Source organism: Mesorhizobium sp. M0340 (assembly GCF_040321535.1).
In the GTDB taxonomy this organism is placed as follows: domain Bacteria; phylum Pseudomonadota; class Alphaproteobacteria; order Rhizobiales; family Rhizobiaceae; genus Mesorhizobium.
In genome coordinates this window covers 203218-221786 of sequence record NZ_JAMYRR010000009.1, presented here as the reverse complement: position 1 = coordinate 221786, position 18569 = coordinate 203218, and the positions used below count along the sequence as shown (strand labels likewise).

The window sequence follows — 18569 nt, the reverse complement described above, 5'->3', positions numbered from 1 at the left end:
AGAAACCTGCCGCACCGGGCAAGCCGCGTGAACCGCTTCGACGCAAAACTGAAGCGGACAAATGATGTGCTACCAAACCGGACAACTTGATTTGCTACCGACAGGGGAGGCCGGCGCAGCGCGCATTTCTGCGCTGGGGCGGCGGACTTTCAAGTCGAACCATGCCGCCGCTCATCTTTTTGTTGAGATCGGATTTTCCGACAACCGGTACCCACTTTGGATCCGACCGACTGGCCGCCCTATAGCGCGTCGTCGTCAGCCTGACCCGACGTCGTCATAACTGCATCTCGATCGTCAGGTTGGCCGTGTCGCCAGCCCCGAGGCCTTCGCGGACCCGCACCGCGGTCTTGATCGGCAAGAGCAGGCTGCCGGATTTCTTGTCGGGAAACAGCGATGTCCGCCATCTGGTCTGGCCGATGACGGCCTCCACGCCAAGCGAGCCCCAGGGCCTTGCCATCCCAACCATCGCCGCCTTGATCCGGGCTCCAAGCTCCGGCGGCAGGGTCACGAAATGCCAGCCGCCCTTGCCCGGATAGACCCAGATCTCGGCCTGCATGTCGTAGCGAAACATTCTATGCACCTCCTCAGGTCAAGGCCTTCACGACCGGCTTTTGCCATGGTGTCTTGCTGGCATGCTGACGATCGGCGAACCATCCATGATATCCACAGCCCTGCTGGGGAGGAGTCATTCTTCCCCGCAAGGAGGAAGGCAGCGCCGCCATTCCACTACCGCCTTGTCACTATAGACGGCCGCCGCGTTTCCCAGCCTTCCCGTTCCAGTTCCGGCACGCTGTGGTTCTCGCTCGGGTAGCCGATGCAGAAGTAACCGATCAGTGTCCACTCCGGCGGCACGTCCAGGATCGTCGCCATCTCGGCCGGATCGAGGATCGAGACCCAGCCCATGCCTATTCCCTCGGCGCGCGCCGCCAGCCACATCGTGTGGACCGCCATGACAGCGGAATAGTCTATGGTGGCTGGCATGGTCTGGCGGCCAAGCCCATGCCCTTGCTCGGTTGCGCGGTCGGCGAAAACCGCAAGCTGGCAGGGCGCCTCGTTCAGGCCGGCAAGTTTCAGGCGCCCATAGAGCGCGGCGCGTTCACCGCAAAAATTTGCGAGTGCCTCCGCGTTGCAGCGCTCGAAGCATGCCCTGACGGCGGCGCGGCATGTTTCGCTCTCGACGATGACGAAGCGCCAAGGTTGGCTCAGCCCGACGGACGGCGCGGCGCTGGCAAGCTCGAGCAGCCGCTCCAGCGCCCCTTCCGGGAGCAGCGTCGGCTTGAACCGCCTGACGTCGCGCCGCCACAGGAAGAGCTTGGCGAGCCCGGCGCGAAAGTCGGCCGGGAACTCTGGGTTTGCGGTCATGGCGCGCTGCCTTTGTTGTGGTTGCCCGGTTCGCCGGATTTTCGTCTTGTTTGCTTCGATCCGGGCAGTGATGCGGCGCCTCAAACCCCTTGATCAAAACGGATACTTTAGCCGAGGCCGGGCGACGTTGCCGTCATCTACGCCGTTGAACCTTGATCGGCAAACAAAACCCGCCTCGGCAAGCCGGGCGGGTCGTCGGTACGAATCAGCACCATACCCAAATTAGTAGCATAGCTGCCGGCACAAAGCAAGAACAAAATGTGGCGTTGCCGATGAAGCTGCCGAGCTCAACTTGCGAGAGGTGCGATCGCTGCCGGCGCGACCGTCCGGCCGAGGCCGCCATGCAGATCGAGGCATCGTTCGAACCATTGAGCCACGACATCGCTGTCGTCGAGCAGCCGGTAGGGCGTGGCGATACGCGCCCATTGCAGCGCGCCGAAAACGATGTAATCGGCAAATAGCGGCGACGGGCCGCCAATGAAGGGCTGATAGCCGAGCATCGAGCGGAGCGGCTCCAGCGAGGCGCGGAAGCCGGCGAGCCCGGCGTCGCGGGTGGCGTAAACCGCCTCCAAGCGCTTGCCGAAGCGCTGTTCGCGGTTCTGCCGGAAATAGGCGGCATTCGCCTCGTCCTGCATGGCATGCAGGTCCAGTAGCGCCGCGGTGGTGACGTAGGGATGGATGGTCAGCTGCGACCAGCGTTCGATGAAGCGCGCCGTCGCCTTACCGCCGTCGCCGGAAAACAATGTCGGCCGCTCGGGATAGGCCTCCTCGAGATAGAGCGCGATGGCGAAGGAATCGGCGACCACCGTCTCGCCGTCGCGGATCACCGGAACGAGCTTCGAGACGCCGCCTTCCACCTTCGGCACTTCGAGGAAACGGGTCGGCACGCTGGCGATGTCGAGTCCCTTGTGGGCCAGCGCCATCGCCGCCTTCCAGCAATGTGGGCTGAATGGGCGAGCGGCGTCGCGTCCAACAAGGTCGTAGAGCAGAATGGTCATTGGCGGCAGCGTCCTTGCAGTCTAACTATGGCCGAAACAGACCCGCGCGAAACAGGGTCCCGCAGGTCGAGAGAAGAATGAAACAGCATTTCAGGATGTTTGCGGCCTACAATCAATGGGCCAACGGCCGCATCTACGATGCCGCCGCCGATCTCGACGAGGAAGAGTTCGACCGCAATGTCGGCGTCTTCTTCGGTTCGATGATGGGAACGCTCAACCATCTCCTGGCAGCCGACCGTATCTGGATGAAACGCTTCACCGGCGAGGGCGACGCGCCGGCAAGGCTCGACACGATCTTGCACCGCGCCGTGCCAGGCTTGCGTCTGGCGCGCGAGGCCGAGGACAAACGGATCATCGACTGGGTCGACGGCCTGAGCGACAAGGCGCTGTCGGGCCGCTTCTCCTACATGACCGTCTCGGATATGCGCACCGTCTCCCAGCGGCTGGCGCCGGCGCTCGACCACTTCTTCAACCACCAGACCCACCACCGCGGCCAGGCACATGCGATCCTGACCATTCTGGGCAAGCCAAGCCTCGGACTGGACCTGACGATGTTCCAGCGCAGCGAGGAGGGCAGGGCTTTCGCCTGAACCTGGGGCGGCTGGTGAAGCGGACGGTGGATAGAGGACGATCCGCCGAGATTGCAAAACGCGCCAAAACATTTTATGGAGCGGACGGTCGTGAGGGCGGCCGCTCCAGCAGCATTCAGCAGCAACAGCGAGAATTGGCACGCATGCCCAATGAACCCTTGCGCCTTGTGGCGTTGTTCGCCGTGGTCTTGGCGCTTCTCAACTCCGGTTATTATTTCCACCAGGGCGACATTGTCGCGACCATCTATTTCATGATCGGCGCCATTCTTGTGACCGCGGTGACGCGGATGAGCATCAGAAGGCAGCTGATTTAGGACCGATCTTCTTATCTGGCCGCCATCTCGACGGCTGGTTCGCTTCGACTGCGATCGAATTGAAAGCAAAGTCTTAGGACTTCGTTTGTGCTGTTGCTTCAAGGTAGCCGGCTGAAGCAGGAGCAAAAGCATGCAGATCGATTTGTCCCCGACGAGCTGGGGCAGGGTCGTGGCGGTTACCGTTGCGGGCACGGCGGTCTGCATTGCAGCCGCATTCCTCGTCGATTCCTTCAATTTCCCATATTTGTCGCCGGAAGCGCTGTGGCGGGCGCAGCTGACCGACCTGCTGCTGCCGCTTATCCTGGCCAGCTCGTTCTTCTTTTTCCTGATGTGGAAAATGCGCCAGCTGGCGATCGCGCAAAAGGCACTGGCCGTCGTCGCGGCGACCGACAGCCTGACGGCGGTGTTCAACCGGGGTGCGTTTTCCATGCTCGTCGAGGCCTATCTCGAACAGGCCCGCAGCCATTCTGTCGTTAATGCCGGCGCCTTGCTGATCGTCGATGCCGACCATTTCAAATCCGTCAACGACCGCCTCGGCCACGACTGCGGAGACCAGGCGCTCAAGCTGATCGCCAAGACAATCCAGGGCCAGCTACGCGGCGCCGATATCGTCGGCCGGATCGGCGGCGAGGAATTTGCGGTTTTCCTTCCCGGCGCAGATCCTTCGCAGTCCTGGCTGGTGGCGGAGACAATTCGCCGACGCGTCCGTGAGGCGGAGTTCTCGCCTGGCGGCCGGCCCTGTCCTCTCTCGGTCAGCATCGGCGGCGTCGCTTTCAGCGGGCCGACCACCTACGCCGAGATGTTCGTGGTGGCGGACAAGCACCTTTACAAGGCCAAATCGAACGGCCGCGATCAGGTCAGTTTCGAACCCGCGGCAGCGGGCGACCCGCCGGGCGGCGGCCCGATGACGGTCCACTGATGGTCGTTTCGGTCAGGCGGCGTAGCCGCCGAGGCCCCGGGCGACCGGCTTGACCGAGACCGCCGGCTGGGCGGCCGGCCAGAGGATGCCTGCCGTCACGGCGAAGGTGATCAGGGCGTCGCGTGCCGCTTCGGCCGAGATCTCGCCGGCACGTGCCGCCTCGCAGGCCTTTACCGCGGCGCCATAGCTCAGCCGCCGGCGCGAAGGCGGGAACTCGGTCAGGAATTCGTGCATCTCGGAGAACGAAGCGATCGTACGCTTGTAGCCGGCGCCAACGGTTAGGGCAACCGGAGTGGAAAACGTCCTGTCGTGCATTCTGGCCTCTCGAATGGGCGGAGGTCACGGCGGACGCCGTTCTCCGGTCTGGGGGGTCGGGCAGAAACGCGGGTCACGGCGCGAGGTTCCATGTTGCCGGGATTGTTTTTTCGCTGGCTCCGGGAGCGATCGCCGGGAGAGCAGCGCCAGCGGTGAGGCGGATGCCTATTTCCACATGCCACGCATGCGGGCGCCGAGGTCGACGCGCACCTGCGGCTGGCGGCGCGGATCGTCCGGGGCCTGGACGCTGGCCCAAGCCACCTGTTCGAAGGCGCCTAGGATCGAGCGCGGGATGAAGCGCGTGCGCGAGGCATAGACATGGCGGTCGCCGCGCGCCGCCTGGCCGTGGACGAAAAAGCGATGCGGCATGACCAGGTGCAGGCTGTCCTTGGCCCGCGTCATCGCCACGTAGAGCAGCCGCCGCTCCTCGTCGACGTCCTCCTTGCTGCCGACGCCGAGATCGATCGGGATGCAACCGTCGACGGTGTTGAGCACGAAGACATTTTTCCACTCCTGGCCCTTGGCCGAATGGATCGTCGACAGGATCAGATAATCCTCGTCACGGTGCGGCGGGCCAGCCTCGTCGCTGGTCGCGTCAGGCGGATCGAGTGTCAGCTCGGTAAGGAAGCGCTCGCGCGACGCGTAGCCGGAAGCGATCTGCTCGAGCTGCAGGAGATCGGCCCGGCGCGTCGTTGCGTCCTCGTGGATGCGTTCCAGATGCGGTTCGTACCAGAGCCTGACCTGCTCGAGGTCGGCCGGCCATTTTTGCGCGCCGGCGCGCAGGCCGCAATAGAGCGCGACAAAGCCCGGCCAGTCGTCGGCGGCACGCTGCGGCGGCCGATAGCGGGCAAGCCCCATTGTCTCGTCGAGCGACGTCGCCATGGTCTCGACGATCGCATTGGCGGCCGAAGGGCCGATGCCCGGCAGAAGTTGCAGCACGCGAAAGCCGGCGACGCGGTCGCGCGGGTTTTCGGCAAAGCGCAGCACGGCCAGCAAGTCCTTGACGTGAGCTGCATCGAGAAATTTCAGCCCGCCGAACTTGACGAAGGGGATGTTGCGGCGCGTCAGCTCGATCTCCAGCGGGCCGCTATGGTGCGAGGCTCGAAACAGCACCGCCTGGGCTTTGAGAACCGTGCCGGCCTCGCGCTCGGTGAGTATCGCCTGGCAGACATAGCTCGCCTGCTCGGTCTCGTCGCGCACGCTCACCAGCTTCGGCTTTTCCGCCGATTTGCGCTCGGTCCAGAGATTTTTGGTGAAACGTTCCGACGCTTCGCCGATTACCGCATTGGCGGCCGCCAGGATCGTCTCGGTCGAGCGGTAGTTGCGCTCCAGCATGACGACTTCCGCCGGCTGTGCGAACTGCTTGGGAAAATCCAGGATATTGCGCACTTCCGCGGCGCGGAACGAATAGATCGACTGCGCGTCGTCGCCGACCACCGTCAGCCCCGATCCGTCGGGCTTGAGCGCCGTCAGGATCGATGCCTGCAGCCGGTTGGTGTCCTGGTATTCATCGACCAGCACATGGTCGAAACGCGCACCCAGATGCGCGGCGATTTCCGGCTCGCCGGCCATCTGTGCCCAGTAGAGCAGCAGGTCGTCGTAATCGAGCACATTCTGCGCCTGCTTGGCCTCGACATATCGTGCGAATAATTGCTTCAGCTGTTCGGCCCAGCCGGCGCACCACGGGAACACCGAACCCAGCACCTCACCAAGCGGCGCCTGTGCGTTGACGGCGCGCGAATAGATCGCAAGGCAGGTGCCCTTGGTCGGGAAGCGGGCTTCGGTCTTCGAAAACCCAAGCTCGTGGCGGGCGAGGTTCATCAGGTCGGCGGAATCCTCGCGGTCATGGATGGTGAAGGCCGGATCCAGACCGATCTCCAGCGCATAATCGCGCAGCAGCCTGGCGCCGATGCCGTGGAATGTGCCGGCCCAGCTAAGCGCATCCGAAATGACGGAGGCGTCGCGCCCCAGCACCTCGCCGGCGATGCGCTCGACCCGCTTGGCCATTTCCGCTGCGGCACGGCGCGAAAATGTCATCAAGAGGATGCGGCGGGGGTCGGCACCCCTGACGATCAGATGCGCGACCCGGTGCGCCAGCGTGTTGGTCTTGCCGGAGCCGGCGCCGGCAATCACCAGCAACGGCCCGGCGATCTTGCCGTCGCCATGTTCGACGGCAAGCCGCTGCTCGGCGTTGAGCTTCTCCAGATAGGCCGGCTGGAAGGACGAATCACGGGCGGCGAGGTTCATCGCCCATCAAGCATCGTTTCTGCTTTGTTCGCAACGGTTTGCGGAGCCGGAACAGGGCCCGTGAACGAAGAAGCCTTGCGGGCAGGCCTGTCGACTAACGCCCGGGCTCGACGCCCATCCTTGCCGATTGCCGCCGCAGCGCCTCGCGATCGTCTTCTGGTGGCGGCAGCAGCAGCGGATCGAAATCGTCGGGCACCTCGTCGATCACTTTCCTGGCGACGCGATAGGCAACATAGACGATTGCCCCGGCGATGAGCAGACGGATCATGGCTTCCTCCATTGATTGTGCAGCAACCGGAGACGCGGCATTTTGTTCCCCGACTGCTCGGCGAATGCGGGAACGACACCGGCCGCGCAACCAAATCGCCGACGCCTCGTTGTCGGGCGAGAGGAGACTGCGATGAAAAAGCGCTCAATCCTGCTGCTTATGGCAGCTCTGACCGTTGCGGGTTGCGACAACAACATCCAGCCGACCAAGGCCCCTGGCGATACCGTCGAGCAGAACCCGCAGGTCGACAAGAATCCGGTGCCGAAATCGACGACCGGCGGCGATCAGCCCGGCACGCCGCCGAAACAATGACCGCCTCAAATGGAGTCGGCTCCGGTCAAGGAAGGTGGCCGGCGCCGCTTGGGAGGAAGCTGATGGCGCCGGCCAGGCGGAGATCAGGCCCGCCGCACATCCAAGGATAGCTGAGTCTTTCCGCAGCGTCATGGGCGATAGCGTACAGACGGCACGCCCCTGTGGACAAACCTGCCGGCCACAGCAGCGTTTGTTCATCACATAGTCCGTTCTTCCCATGGAACAAAGCGGGCTGCTGCGTGTTTGGGTGTCGATCGGACGCTCCCAAGGCCGCCGTTCACGAAAGGGCCCGCTCTCCTTGTCCCCCCTCAGGATAGCGGGTTCTTTTTTGCGTTTTGCGGGACGTTGCGGCGCGCGGGGTCGACGTCACCTGCTTGCCGGTTTTCGCACCTTTGCGGAGAACCGGGGCTCAAGGCCTTGCGAAGCATGGTTGTCCCGTGCAAAAGCCCGGCCATGCTGATCATCAACGACCTTTCGCTCCGCATGGCCGGACGCCTGCTTCTCGACCATGCCTCACTGACCTTGCCGGCCGGCAGCAAGGCTGGCCTTGTCGGCCGCAACGGCACCGGCAAGACGACCCTGTTCAAGGCGATCACCGGCGACCTCGCCTCCGAGACCGGCTCGGTCAGCCTGCCCAAAAACACGCGCATCGGCCAGGTCGCGCAGGAAGCGCCGGGCACCGAGGAGCCGCTGATCGAGATCGTGCTCAAGGCCGACCTCGAACGGAGTGCCCTGCTCGAAGAGGAAAAGACGGCGACCGACCCGCACCGCATCGCCGACATCCACATGCGGCTGGCCGATATCGATGCGCACTCGGCCGAGTCACGCGCGGCCACCATTCTCGCCGGCCTCGGCTTCGACGATGCCGCGCAGCGGCGCCCGGCCTCGTCCTTCTCCGGCGGCTGGCGCATGCGCGTCGCGCTGGCCGCGGTGCTGTTTGCCGAGCCCGATCTGCTGCTGCTCGACGAGCCGACCAATTATCTCGACCTCGAAGGCACGCTCTGGCTGGAAAACTACGTGTCGAAATACCCGCATACCGTGCTGCTGATTTCGCACGATCGCGACCTGCTCAACCGCGCCGTCAATTCGATCGTCCATCTCGACCAGAAGAAGCTGACCTTCTGGCGCGGCGGCTACGACCAGTTCGAGCGCCAATACACCGAGCAGCGCGAATTGCAGGAGAAGGGCCGCGTCAAGCAGGAAGCCGCGCGCAAGCACATGGAATCCTTCGTCGAGCGCTTCCGCGCCAAAGCATCGAAGGCGAGGCAGGCGCAGTCGCGCATCAAGGCGCTGGAGAAGATGAAGCCGATCGCCGCGATCGTGAACGACACGGTGCGGCCATTCTCCTTTCCGGAGCCGGTGAAGACGGTGGCTTCGCCGATCATTGCGCTCAACAACGTCAACGTCGGCTACACCGAGGGCGACCCGATCCTGAAGAGGATGACGCTGCGCATCGATGCCGACGATCGCATCGCGCTGCTCGGCGCCAACGGCAACGGCAAGTCGACTTTCGCCAAGCTTTTGGCCGGCCGGCTGAAGCCGGAGACCGGCAGCATGACGGTGGCGCCCGGGCTGAAGGTGGCAATCTTCGCCCAGCACCAGCTCGACGACCTCAGGCCCGATGAAAACGCCTATGAGCATGTCCGCCGGCTGATGCCGGATGCGCCGGAATCCAAGGTGCGCGGCCGTGTCGCCCAGTTCGGCCTGACCACCGAAAAGATGAACACCGCCGCCAAGGATCTGTCCGGCGGCGAAAAGGCGCGGCTCCTGATGGGCCTGTCGGCCTTCGAGGGGCCGAACCTTTTCATCCTCGACGAACCGACCAACCATCTCGACATCGACAGCCGTGAATCGCTGATCCATGCGCTGAACGATTTTCCCGGCGCCGTCATACTGATCTCGCATGACCGCCATCTGCTCGAAGCGACCGCCGACCGGCTGTGGCTGGTCAAGGACGGCGCGGTCAATCCGTATGACGGCGATCTCGAGGATTACAAGACGCTGGTCACCGGCGTCTCCGGTGACCGCCGCGGCAAGCGCGAGGCGGACAAAGCGTCGAAGGCCGACCGCCGCCGCGATGCAGCCGCGCGCCGCGCTGCCTTCGAGCCGCTGGCCAAGGAAATCCGCGCCACCGAAGCGCTGATGGACCGCCTCCGCAAGCGCATAGACCTGATCGAGGACGAACTCGCCAACCCGGCCGTCTACGAAAAGGACCCCTCGACCGCGACAAGGCTGGCCAAGGAGCGCTCACAACTCGCGCAACAGCTGGCCGGCCATGAGGAAAAATGGCTGTCGATGTCGGCGGAGTACGAGGAAGGCACTGCGGAGTAGGAGAATGTCGGCAAAACTATGGATCGAAGCTGCCAAGGTTTTGGCCGTCAATTCCGAAGCTGTCGTAAAATGCCCTGAGTGTGGAGACGGCAATCTGCTGGTCATCGACGCCGGAGCCGGATCATCGCATGTCGAGCGCCACATACATTGTCCGAAATGCGGCGCCTACAACGCCTTGCTCAAGCGCATTGATGGCGTGTAATTGGCCCTACACGCTACTATCACAACCGGCTAGTTTGCGCCCATGAATCAGCACGCCAAGCTCAAAATCGGCCACTCGGCCTGTCCGCATGATTGCCCGTCGACCTGCGCGCTCGAGGTCGAGCTGCTCGACGCCAGGCGCATCGGCCGCGTCCATGGCGCTAAGGCCAACAGCTATACGGCCGGCGTCATCTGCGCCAAGGTCGCCCGTTACGCCGATCGCGTCCATCATCCCGACCGCCTGCTGAAGCCGCTGGTGCGGGCCGGCGCCAAGGGCGACGGCGCCTGGAAGGACGCGAGCTGGGAGGCAGCGCTCGACCTTGTCGCTGAGAAGTTCATTGCCGCCGAGGCGAAGTACGGCTCGGAGACGGTCTGGCCGTACTACTATGCCGGCACGATGGGGCTGGTGCAGCGCGACGGCATCGAACGGCTGCGCCATGCGAAAAAATATTCCGGCTTCTTCGGTTCGATCTGCACCAATCTGGCCTGGACCGGCTGGATGATGGGCGCCGGCGCGCTGCGCGGTCCCGACCCGCGCGAGATGGGCAAATCCGACTGCGTGGTGATTTGGGGCACCAACGCCGTGGTCACGCAGGTCAACGTCATGACCCACGCCATCAAGGCGCGCAAGGAACGCGGCGCCAAGATCGTCGTCATCGACGTCTACGAAAATGCAACGATGAAGCAGGCCGATCTCGGCCTGGTGCTGAAGCCCGGCACCGACGGCGCGCTGGCCTGCGCGGTGATGCAGGTGCTGTTCCGTGACGGCATGGCCGACCGCGCCTATCTGGAAAAATACACCGACGATCCGCACGGTCTGGAAGCGCATCTTCAGACAAGGACGCCGCAATGGGCCGCTGACATCACCGGGCTTTCCGTCGACGAAATCGAGGCCTTCGCCCGTCTCGTCGGCACGACGAAGAAGACCTATTTCCGCCTCGGCTACGGTTTTTCGCGCCAGCGCAACGGTTCGGTCAACATGCATGCCGCGGCCTCGATCGCGGCGGTCACCGGCTGCTGGCAGTATGAGGGAGGCGGCGCCTTCCATTCCAATTCCGGTATCTTCAAGCTCAACCAGGAGCTGCTGGAAGGCACCAAGATGCGCGATCCCTCGATCCGCCATCTCGACCATTCGCGCATCGGCCCGGTGCTGAACGGCGCCAAGGATGCGCTCTATGGCGGTCCGCCGGTGACGGCGCTGCTGATCCAGAACACCAATCCGGTGAATGTCGCGCCCGAGCAGCGGCTGGTGAAGCAGGGCTTCCTGCGCGACGACCTCTTCACCTGTGTGCACGAGCAGTTCATGACCGACACGGCAAAGCTCGCCGATGTCGTGCTGCCGGCGACGATGTTTCTCGAGCATGACGACGTCTACAAGGGTGGCGGCAACCAGCACATCACGCTCGGGCCGAAGCTGATCGACCCGCCGGAAGGTCCGCGCACCAACCATTTCGTCATCGAGGAGCTCGGCAAAAGGCTCGGTGTCGCCGATCGCCCGGGCTTCGGCATGACCGAGCAGCAGCATATCGATATCATTCTGGGCAAGCGCGAGCTGGGCAGCTTTTCGAGCCTGAAAGAGCAGAAATGGCTCGACCTGCAGCCGGATTTCGCGGCCGCGCATTTCCTGGACGGCTTCGGCCATGCCGACAAGAAATTCCATTTTCGCGCCGACTGGACGGGGCAGGCAGCGCCCAACCGGCCGCCGAAAAGCATGGGCCTGTTCGGGCCTGTGGAGCAGTTGCCGGAATTTCCCGATCATGTCGATCTGATCGAGGTCGCCGACGAGGCGCATCCGTTTCGGCTGACGACCTCGCCGGCGCGCAATTTCCTCAATTCGACCTTTGCCGAAACGCCGGTGTCGCAGGCAAAAGAGCGCCGGCCGGAGCTGCTCCTGCATCCCGATGATGCGGCGGCACTCGGCCTCGCCGACGGCGGACGTGTCGAAGTCGGCAACCAGCGTGGCGAAGTGGTGCTGCACGCAAAACTGTTCGACGGCATCAAGCGCGGCGTGGTCGTCGCCGAAGGCATCTGGCCGAACAGCGCCCATGAGCGCGGCGAGGGCATCAACGTGCTGACCGGCGCCGATGCGCCGGCGCCCTATGGCGGCGCCGCCTTCCACGACAACAAGGTCTGGCTGCGCCCGGCGGGTTGAGCGTCGGAACGATATCTCCACCCGGCCGTTTTCGCGTGGCGGGTGGAGGCATTGTCATGGCGGAAGTGTTGCCGGCGCCGGATCCCATCGGAAGGACATTGTCGTCCGGCGAACTCGTAACCACGATGTCCCACTTTCATCGCGCCGAGATTGCGCGCATGGCTGGGTGGCGCGACCGCCTGGACCGGACGAGCAACTGGGCGATAACCGTTGTCGCGGCGATGCTCTCCGTTTCGCTTTCGACAGCCAGCGCTCACCATGGCGTGCTGCTGTTTGCCATGCTGCTTGTCCTGCTGCTGCTGTGGATAGAGGCGCGGCGATATCGTTTCTTCGACTTCTATCGGGCTCGTGTGCGCCAGTTCGAACGGCACTATTTCGCGCAGATATTCTCGCCGCAGCCGGACTTCGCGTCCGATTGGCTGTTGATCGTCGGCGAGAGCCTGCGCGCGCCGAAATTCCTGATTTCGCAACGCGTGGCTTTGGCGCGCCGCCTGCGTCGCAATTACATCTACATGCTGCTGATTCTGCTGCTGGCCTGGATCCTCAAACTGTCGACCCCCAGTCTTCTGACCGAAGGCGTCCCCATCGGCTTCGTCGGGTCGATGCGTGAGGCCGTCGCCAGTGCTGCGCTGGGTCCAGTTCCTGGGGGCGCCATCGTCGTGCTGGTCGCCATCCTCTATGCAGGCCTGCTGGTGACAGCCTTTTTGACAGAGAGCGACGACGGCGAACTCTCCTTCGGTGACGTTCACGTCTAGCAACGCAACGCCCTGTCGCGCGTTGTTGGACACGTGCATTTGGGCGATGGGGGTTTCATGGCTTGGCAGGCTCCGACACGTTCCAGCCTGGCGCTGCTGGTTTGCGCTTTCGTCCCCGCAGGCGCGGCCCGGGCAGCGGAGACGCTTGTTGCCGGGACCAAGGCCTCCGGCATGGGTGGTTCGGGCGAAGGCGCTTTCGTCGCCGAGATCGTGCTTCTGCTGCTTGTCGGGCGCGGCCTGGGCGAAGTGTTGCAGCGCTATGGCCAGCCGGCAATCATGGGCCAACTGATCGGCGGCATCCTGCTCGGTCCTTCGCTGTTCGGCTGGCTATGGCCGTCGGCCCAGCACCTGATCTTTCCCACCGATCCCGCGCAAAAGGGCATGATCGACGCCGTCTCGCAGCTCGGCGTCCTGATGCTGCTTTTGCTGACCGGCATGGAGACGGACCTGCGGCTGGTACGTCGGGTTGGCGCGGCCTGTTTTTCCATTTCGGCTACCGGCGTCGTGGTGCCCTTCATCTGCGGTTTCGCGCTGGCGCAGTTCCTGCCGGACGCATTGCTGCCCAATCCGACGCAACGCACTGTTGCCGGGCTGTTCCTGGGCACCGCGCTGTCGATCTCGTCAGTCAAGATCGTCGCCATGGTGGTGCGCGAGATGAACTTCATGCGCCGCAACCTCGGACAGGTGATTATCTCCTCGGCGATCATTGAGGACACGATCGGCTGGCTGGTCATCGCAGTAACCTTCGGCATCGCCACCAATGGCAGGGTGCAGCTCGTACCGCTGGTGACCACCATCGCCGCCGTGGCACTTTTCATGGTGTTCTCCTTCACCATTGGCCGCCGTCTTGTCTTCACCTTGATCCGCTGGACCAACGATCAATTCCGCAGTGAGTTTGCGGTGATCACCATGATCCTTATCATCATGGGCGTCATGGCGCTGATCACCAACATGATAGGCGTCCATACGGTGCTGGGGGCGTTCGTCGCCGGCATCCTTGTCGGGGAATCGCCTATCCTCTCCAGCCATATCGAAGGCCAGCTGCGCGGCGTCATCACCGCGCTGTTCATGCCAATCTTCTTCGGCATGGCGGGGCTTTCCGCCGATCTCACAGTGCTCGCCGACCCGACGCTTGCCATGCTGACGGGCGCACTTGTGGTCATCGCCAGCATCGGCAAGTTTGGCGGCGCATTCATCGGCGCCAAGCTCGCCGCCATGTCGTTCAAGGAAGCAATCGCCGTCGGCAGTGCAATGAACGCGCGCGGCTCGACCGAGGTGATCGTCGCCAGCATCGGCTTGTCGATGAACATCCTGTCGCACAACCTCTTCACCATGATCGTCACCATGGCCGTGATCACCACCTTGGCCATGCCGCCGATGCTGCGCTGGGCGCTCGGCCGGCTGCCGGTTGGGCATGACGAGCAGCAGCGTGTCGAGCGCGAGGCGTTGGACGAATACGGCTTCATTTCCAGACTGGAGCGGCTGCTGGTGTTGGTCGATGACAGCAGGATCGGCAAGTTCACTGCCTATCTCGCCGGACTGGTCGGTGGAGGCAGCGGCATGCCCACCACCTTGCTTCGCCTGCCCACCACCTTGCTTCAGCCGAAAGACGGCCGAGTTGACAGGCCGACCGACAGCAAGGGACAGGAGCGCGCCCTGCAGGAAATCAAGAAGGGCGCAAAAAAAAGCGCTCAGGCGGTGAAACGGATCGAAGATACGCTTGTCGACAAAGTCCACCTGACGGCCCGCACCGAATTGGAGGCCACGGGTGAGACGATCGCCGAAGAGGCCCGCAAGGGATACGGCCTGTTGCTGGTCGGCCTTGACAATGTGCTGACCGCCGATGGCGCCTTCGCGCCGGCCCTCAACGACATTGCCGCAGGATTTGACGGCCCGCTCTGCCTGGTCCTGAACGGCGGCAATGCTGCCGAAAAGATGCCGACGCTGAAGGCCGGAACCAGCATTCTCGTCCCCGTCAACGGTACCCAGGTGGCGCGTCGCGCCGCCGACTTGGCGCTGGCGCTGGCCCGTCCAAACCGGGCACGGATCAAGGTTCTCTATGTTTCGCAAAAGGCAGCCAAGGGCCGCAGGTCGACATCGGTGTCGCATAGCCGCGAAGAAGCCGTGCTGAAAGACATTGCCGATTTGGCGGGCCGCTACGGCCTGCATATCGACACAGCGTTCCATACCCGCGTCACACCCGACAAGGCGATCACCCGGGAGGCGGCCAAAGGCGCGGCCATCGTCGTGATGGGCGTCACCCAACGTCCGGGTGGGGACCTGTTCTTCGGCGAAACCGCCGGCGCTGTTTTGGCCGCCTGCAATTGCCCCGTCGTGCTTCTGGCCAGCGCGCGGCCCAAGCATGATGCCACCGGCGCTGAGCTGGCGGCGTGATTTTCATGGCGCGCACTGACCGTCGGCAGACATGTCGACTGAGGCTCTGAAGCGCTGATCAGCCAAACGTAGAAGAACTCGAACCGTAACCACTTGAAAATAAAGAAGAACAGTGTGGGGGAAGGAGCCGCATGTCGAATTTCAAGCGGCCAATTTGGCGCACCCGTACAAAATTTTCGTGATTGGAAACGACAGACTTGCCGACCCATCTCGGGGTGGTCCGAGCGACGCGAATTCCTCCCCAGGCACGCCACTTGACGGACAGAACAACGACTACCGGAGTACCCGAAATGACCAAGATCGCTCTTACCGCCGCCGCCATCCTTGTTGCCACAGGCACTGCTTTTGCCGGCAGCGACCACTATGGCTCGGACAACGTCAACCAGCCGGCCGCTCCTGCTGCCAACGTCGACAACACGTTTACCGGCTCGATCCGCAAGCCGGTTACTTCCGAGCATGCTGGTGCCAAGACGACTTCCGAGTCGGTGGCGCCTGAATCCGGCCAAGGCATCTGGGGCCGCTGATTATCACGGCCCCGGAGCACAAAGAGCGGCGGGCTTGGCCCGCCGCTCTTGTTTGGTGCGAAGCGGGTTTGGCCGAAGGTCGGCGATCCCCCGGCCTGCCAGGCAATCCCTAGCGAAGATCCTTCGGCCAGATGCAGTGCGTCAGCCGGGCGCCGCCGAAGGTGAGACCGGCCCAATCGCCATCGACGTCAAACCGAGCCAGGGCCGCGGTCGGGAATTTATCCGCCAGTTTTTTCAGCGCCGCTTCATCCGATCCAGCCCCGGCAAGACCGCGCGCGAACTCCTCCAACCCGGGATTGTGGCCGAGCAGCAGCAGCGTTCCGGTTCCCGCCTTTACTTGCCGCACCTTGGCGAGGATGTCCGCCGCCGCTGCCTCGTAGAGCGCCTGGGCAAATTTGACCTGCACCTTCGCCGGCAATTCCGCCGAGAGCAGCCGCCACGTGTCGCGGGTGCGCAGCGCCGGCGATACCAGCGCCAGCTCCGGCAGCCAGCCGCGCCGGGCCAGTTCGCGTCCGACCAGCGGCGCTGCCTTCAGCCCGCGCGCGGACAGCGGCCGGTCGAAGTCGATGAGGTCGGGATCGTCCCAACTCGACTTGGCGTGACGCAGCAGCAGCAGTTGCTTCATGGATTCAATTCAAGTCCAAGGGATGTCCGGCTGAAAGTCTTTCCCATATCCGCCGCCATGTCTTGCACCCGTGACGGCATCAAAACTCGCCCAAAGCGCACCAAAGATAAACAGGCCTACGCACCGTTCATCTTTATCCCATCTGACCGAAATGTCTGCTTCAGTAATGGCCCAATCGCCCGATCGAACGTGAATTGCACCAACGACAGGACCTACTCGCCCGTCCTCGATCCGACAGAGATAAAAATATGCCGTGGCAGTTTTCGGATGGTCCGCCTCGTCGTACTCGAAGACGCCGGCCAGATCACGCTTTGTCCGGATCGCGCTGTCGAAAACGTCCATTGGTCTATTTCTGCCGACCCGACGATTTATTGGCTTTTTCGACGGACCCTTACGGGGTGATCCGCGCCAGGTGCTCGAGATCGGTCTCTTCGCGCAGCGGGTCGGGCGCGATCACCACCGACGTGGCGTTGTCGGCATCGTCGGCGAAGCGCGAAAACACCGTGCGGCCGCCTTCCATCCGCGCCTTGCCTTCGGCGACCAGCCCCAGCGCCAGCGGATAGAGTTGGTGCTCAGCCTTGAGCACGCGCGCGGCCAGCGTATCCTCATTGTCGCCGACCATCACCGGCACCGCGGCCTGGGCGATGATCGGCCCATCATCCATGTCGAGCGTGACGAAATGCACTGTGCAGCCATGGATGCGCATGCCTGCGCGGAGCGCCCGCGCATGTGTATCCAGCCCCTTGAAGGCAGGCAGCAGGGCAGGGTGGATGTTGACCATGCGGCCCTGCCACTTCTCGACGAAACGCGCGCCGAGAATGCGCATATAGCCGGCCAGCGCGACGATCTCGGCGCCAAAAGAGACAAGGGCCGCGTCGATCGCCCCGTCATGCGCTTCCTTGCTGGCATGGTCCGAGCGCGAAATCACCTTGGTGGCGATGCCGCGCGCCGCGGCGATACCGAGGCCGGCGGCATTGGCGCGATCGGAGATGACGCCGACGATTTCGGCCGGATAGGCCGGGTTGCTTGCCGCCGCGATCAGCGCCGTCATGTTGGAGCCGCGCCCCGAAATAAGCACTACGGTGCGTTTTCTGGTCATAGGCCGATCGAGCCCCGATAGATGACGCCGGCATCGCGGCGCGGCACGATCTGGCCGATCGGCGTCACCGTCTCGCCGGCCTCCTGCAGAACGGCGGCGACCTGCGCCGCCTGGCCCGAGGCGACGACCAGGATCATGCCGATGCCGCAATTGAAGGTGCGCATCATCTCTTCCGGCGCGACGCCACCGGTCTTGGCCAGCCACGAAAACACCGGCGGCACCTCGATGGCGCCGAGATCGAGCTCGGCCGAAAAATCCTTGGGCAGAACGCGCGGGATGTTTTCGGGAAAGCCGCCACCGGTGATATGGGCCAGCGCCTTGATGCCATGCGTGTTGCGGATCGCCTTGAGGATCGACTTGACGTAGATGCGCGTCGGCTCGAGCAGCGCCTCGGCCAGCGTCGCCTCGTCATTGAACGGCGCCGGATCGCCCCAGCCAAGGCCGCTTACGGCGACGATGCGGCGGACCAGCGAAAAGCCGTTCGAATGCAGGCCCGATGAGGCAAGGCCGAGCAGCACGTCGCCCTCGACGATGTCGTCGGTCGGCAGCAACTGGCCGCGTTCGGCGGCACCGACGGCAAAGCCGGCGAGGTCGTAATCCTTGTCGTGATACATGCCGGGCATTTCCGCCGTCTCGCCGCCGATCAGCGCGCAGCCGGCCTGCCGGCAGCCGGCGGCAATGCCGCCAACGATCGAAGCGCCCTGATCGGGATCGAGCTTGCCGGTGGCAAAATAGTCGAGGAAGAACAGCGGTTCGGCGCCCTGCACGACGATGTCGTTGACGCACATGGCGACGAGGTCGATACCGATCGTGTCATGCTTGCCGGCATCGATGGCAATCTTCAGCTTGGTGCCGACGCCGTCATTGGCGGCGACCAGCACCGGATCGGTAAAGCCGGCTGCCTTGAGATCGAACAGGCCGCCGAAACCGCCGATCTCGCCATCGGCGCCCGGCCGGCGGGTGGCGCGCACCAGCGGCTTGATCTTCTCGACCATGAGATTGCCGGCGTCGATGTCGACGCCCGCTTCGGCATAGGTGAGCCCGTTCTTGCGCTTGCTCATACTCTTTCCCTGCTTTCTCGGGCTCTTCGCATGAACGGTTTCGGTCCGCAAGGATAACGGCGCTGAAACTGCCGATCTCCCCACTTGAGGGGGAGATGGCCG

Annotated in this window: 20 protein-coding genes; 10 read left to right on the top strand and 10 right to left on the bottom strand. The window is 63.7% G+C overall.

Annotated elements, in window-relative coordinates; translation table 11 throughout:
- Nucleotides 1–274: 274 nt before the first annotated feature.
- The 3 genes from NKI79_RS16100 to NKI79_RS16090 all read right to left on the bottom strand — a co-directional run bounded on the left by NKI79_RS16100 (nt 275) and on the right by NKI79_RS16090 (nt 2360).
- Complete coding sequence (locus tag NKI79_RS16100; RefSeq protein WP_254820282.1) at nt 275–571, bottom strand: DUF1905 domain-containing protein; 297 nt, start codon at nt 569–571, stop codon at nt 275–277.
- 155 nt (nt 572–726) lie between these two features.
- Complete coding sequence (bluB, locus tag NKI79_RS16095) at nt 727–1362, bottom strand: 5,6-dimethylbenzimidazole synthase (RefSeq protein WP_352479262.1); 636 nt, start codon at nt 1360–1362, stop codon at nt 727–729.
- Nucleotides 1363–1649: 287 nt separating this feature from the next.
- Nucleotides 1650–2360 (bottom strand): glutathione S-transferase family protein, encoded by a 711-nt coding sequence (locus NKI79_RS16090; RefSeq protein WP_352479263.1) that lies wholly within the window; start codon nt 2358–2360, stop codon nt 1650–1652.
- A 77-nt stretch (nt 2361–2437) separates the two neighbouring features.
- On the opposite strand from NKI79_RS16090, the gene NKI79_RS16085 reads away from it, so the two are divergent.
- The 3 genes from NKI79_RS16085 (at nt 2438) to NKI79_RS16075 (ending at nt 4183) form a co-directional block, all read left to right on the top strand.
- On the top strand, nt 2438–2950 hold the full coding sequence (locus tag NKI79_RS16085) for a DinB family protein (protein ID WP_352479264.1): 513 nt from the start codon (nt 2438–2440) through the stop codon (nt 2948–2950).
- Between the two features lie 14 nt (nt 2951–2964).
- Nucleotides 2965–3264: a hypothetical protein gene (locus NKI79_RS16080; RefSeq protein ID WP_352802645.1), complete on the top strand. Its 300-nt coding sequence runs from the start codon at nt 2965–2967 to the stop codon at nt 3262–3264.
- A 130-nt stretch (nt 3265–3394) separates the two neighbouring features.
- Entirely contained in the window at nt 3395–4183 is a 789-nt protein-coding gene (locus NKI79_RS16075) for a GGDEF domain-containing protein (protein ID WP_254820278.1), read from the top strand.
- A gap of 12 nt (nt 4184–4195) precedes the next feature.
- On the opposite strand, the gene NKI79_RS16070 is transcribed toward NKI79_RS16075, so the two are convergent.
- The 3 genes from NKI79_RS16070 to NKI79_RS16060 form a co-directional block, all read right to left on the bottom strand.
- Nucleotides 4196–4498, bottom strand: coding sequence for a DUF982 domain-containing protein (locus tag NKI79_RS16070; RefSeq protein ID WP_352452964.1), 303 nt, complete (start codon nt 4496–4498; stop codon nt 4196–4198).
- A gap of 165 nt (nt 4499–4663) precedes the next feature.
- Nucleotides 4664–6745: an ATP-dependent helicase gene (locus NKI79_RS16065; RefSeq protein WP_352802642.1), complete on the bottom strand. Its 2082-nt coding sequence runs from the start codon at nt 6743–6745 to the stop codon at nt 4664–4666.
- Between the two features lie 94 nt (nt 6746–6839).
- Nucleotides 6840–7013 carry a hypothetical protein gene (locus NKI79_RS16060; protein ID WP_352802639.1) on the bottom strand — a complete coding sequence of 58 codons (174 nt, stop codon included), beginning with the start codon at nt 7011–7013 and terminating at the stop codon, nt 6840–6842.
- 132 nt (nt 7014–7145) lie between these two features.
- Between NKI79_RS16060 and NKI79_RS16055 the strand changes: the two genes are divergently transcribed.
- From NKI79_RS16055 to NKI79_RS16025, 7 genes are all read left to right on the top strand, one after another.
- Nucleotides 7146–7325: a hypothetical protein gene (locus NKI79_RS16055; protein WP_254820275.1), complete on the top strand. Its 180-nt coding sequence runs from the start codon at nt 7146–7148 to the stop codon at nt 7323–7325.
- Between the two features lie 453 nt (nt 7326–7778).
- Nucleotides 7779–9656: an ABC-F family ATP-binding cassette domain-containing protein gene (locus NKI79_RS16050; protein WP_352802636.1), complete on the top strand. Its 1878-nt coding sequence runs from the start codon at nt 7779–7781 to the stop codon at nt 9654–9656.
- Nucleotides 9657–9660: 4 nt separating this feature from the next.
- Entirely contained in the window at nt 9661–9858 is a 198-nt protein-coding gene (locus NKI79_RS16045) for a hypothetical protein (RefSeq protein WP_254820273.1), read from the top strand.
- A gap of 42 nt (nt 9859–9900) precedes the next feature.
- Nucleotides 9901–12009, top strand: coding sequence for a molybdopterin-containing oxidoreductase family protein (locus tag NKI79_RS16040; RefSeq protein WP_352802633.1), 2109 nt, complete (start codon nt 9901–9903; stop codon nt 12007–12009).
- A 56-nt stretch (nt 12010–12065) separates the two neighbouring features.
- Complete coding sequence (locus NKI79_RS16035) at nt 12066–12764, top strand: DUF2270 domain-containing protein (RefSeq protein WP_352802630.1); 699 nt, start codon at nt 12066–12068, stop codon at nt 12762–12764.
- Between the two features lie 171 nt (nt 12765–12935).
- A complete protein-coding gene (locus tag NKI79_RS16030) occupies nt 12936–15158 on the top strand; it encodes a cation:proton antiporter domain-containing protein (RefSeq protein WP_502909820.1) in 2223 nt (740 codons plus the stop codon).
- A gap of 290 nt (nt 15159–15448) precedes the next feature.
- On the top strand, nt 15449–15682 hold the full coding sequence (locus NKI79_RS16025) for a DUF680 domain-containing protein (protein ID WP_352507893.1): 234 nt from the start codon (nt 15449–15451) through the stop codon (nt 15680–15682).
- 109 nt (nt 15683–15791) lie between these two features.
- Here the strand turns inward: NKI79_RS16025 and NKI79_RS16020 are convergent, their stop codons facing one another.
- From NKI79_RS16020 to purM, 4 genes are read right to left on the bottom strand one after another with little or no spacing between them, the layout of a single operon-like run.
- Complete coding sequence (locus tag NKI79_RS16020; protein WP_352802522.1) at nt 15792–16307, bottom strand: SixA phosphatase family protein; 516 nt, start codon at nt 16305–16307, stop codon at nt 15792–15794.
- A gap of 9 nt (nt 16308–16316) precedes the next feature.
- Nucleotides 16317–16649, bottom strand: a complete 333-nt coding sequence (locus NKI79_RS16015; RefSeq protein ID WP_352802525.1) for a hypothetical protein — start codon at nt 16647–16649, stop codon at nt 16317–16319.
- Nucleotides 16650–16698: 49 nt separating this feature from the next.
- Nucleotides 16699–17406, bottom strand: a complete 708-nt coding sequence (gene purN / locus NKI79_RS16010; protein ID WP_352802528.1) for a phosphoribosylglycinamide formyltransferase — start codon at nt 17404–17406, stop codon at nt 16699–16701.
- Entirely contained in the window at nt 17403–18467 is a 1065-nt protein-coding gene (gene purM, locus NKI79_RS16005) for a phosphoribosylformylglycinamidine cyclo-ligase (protein ID WP_352472623.1), read from the bottom strand. The genes purN and purM overlap by 4 nt, the downstream gene beginning before the upstream one ends.
- Nucleotides 18468–18569 lie beyond the last annotated feature (102 nt).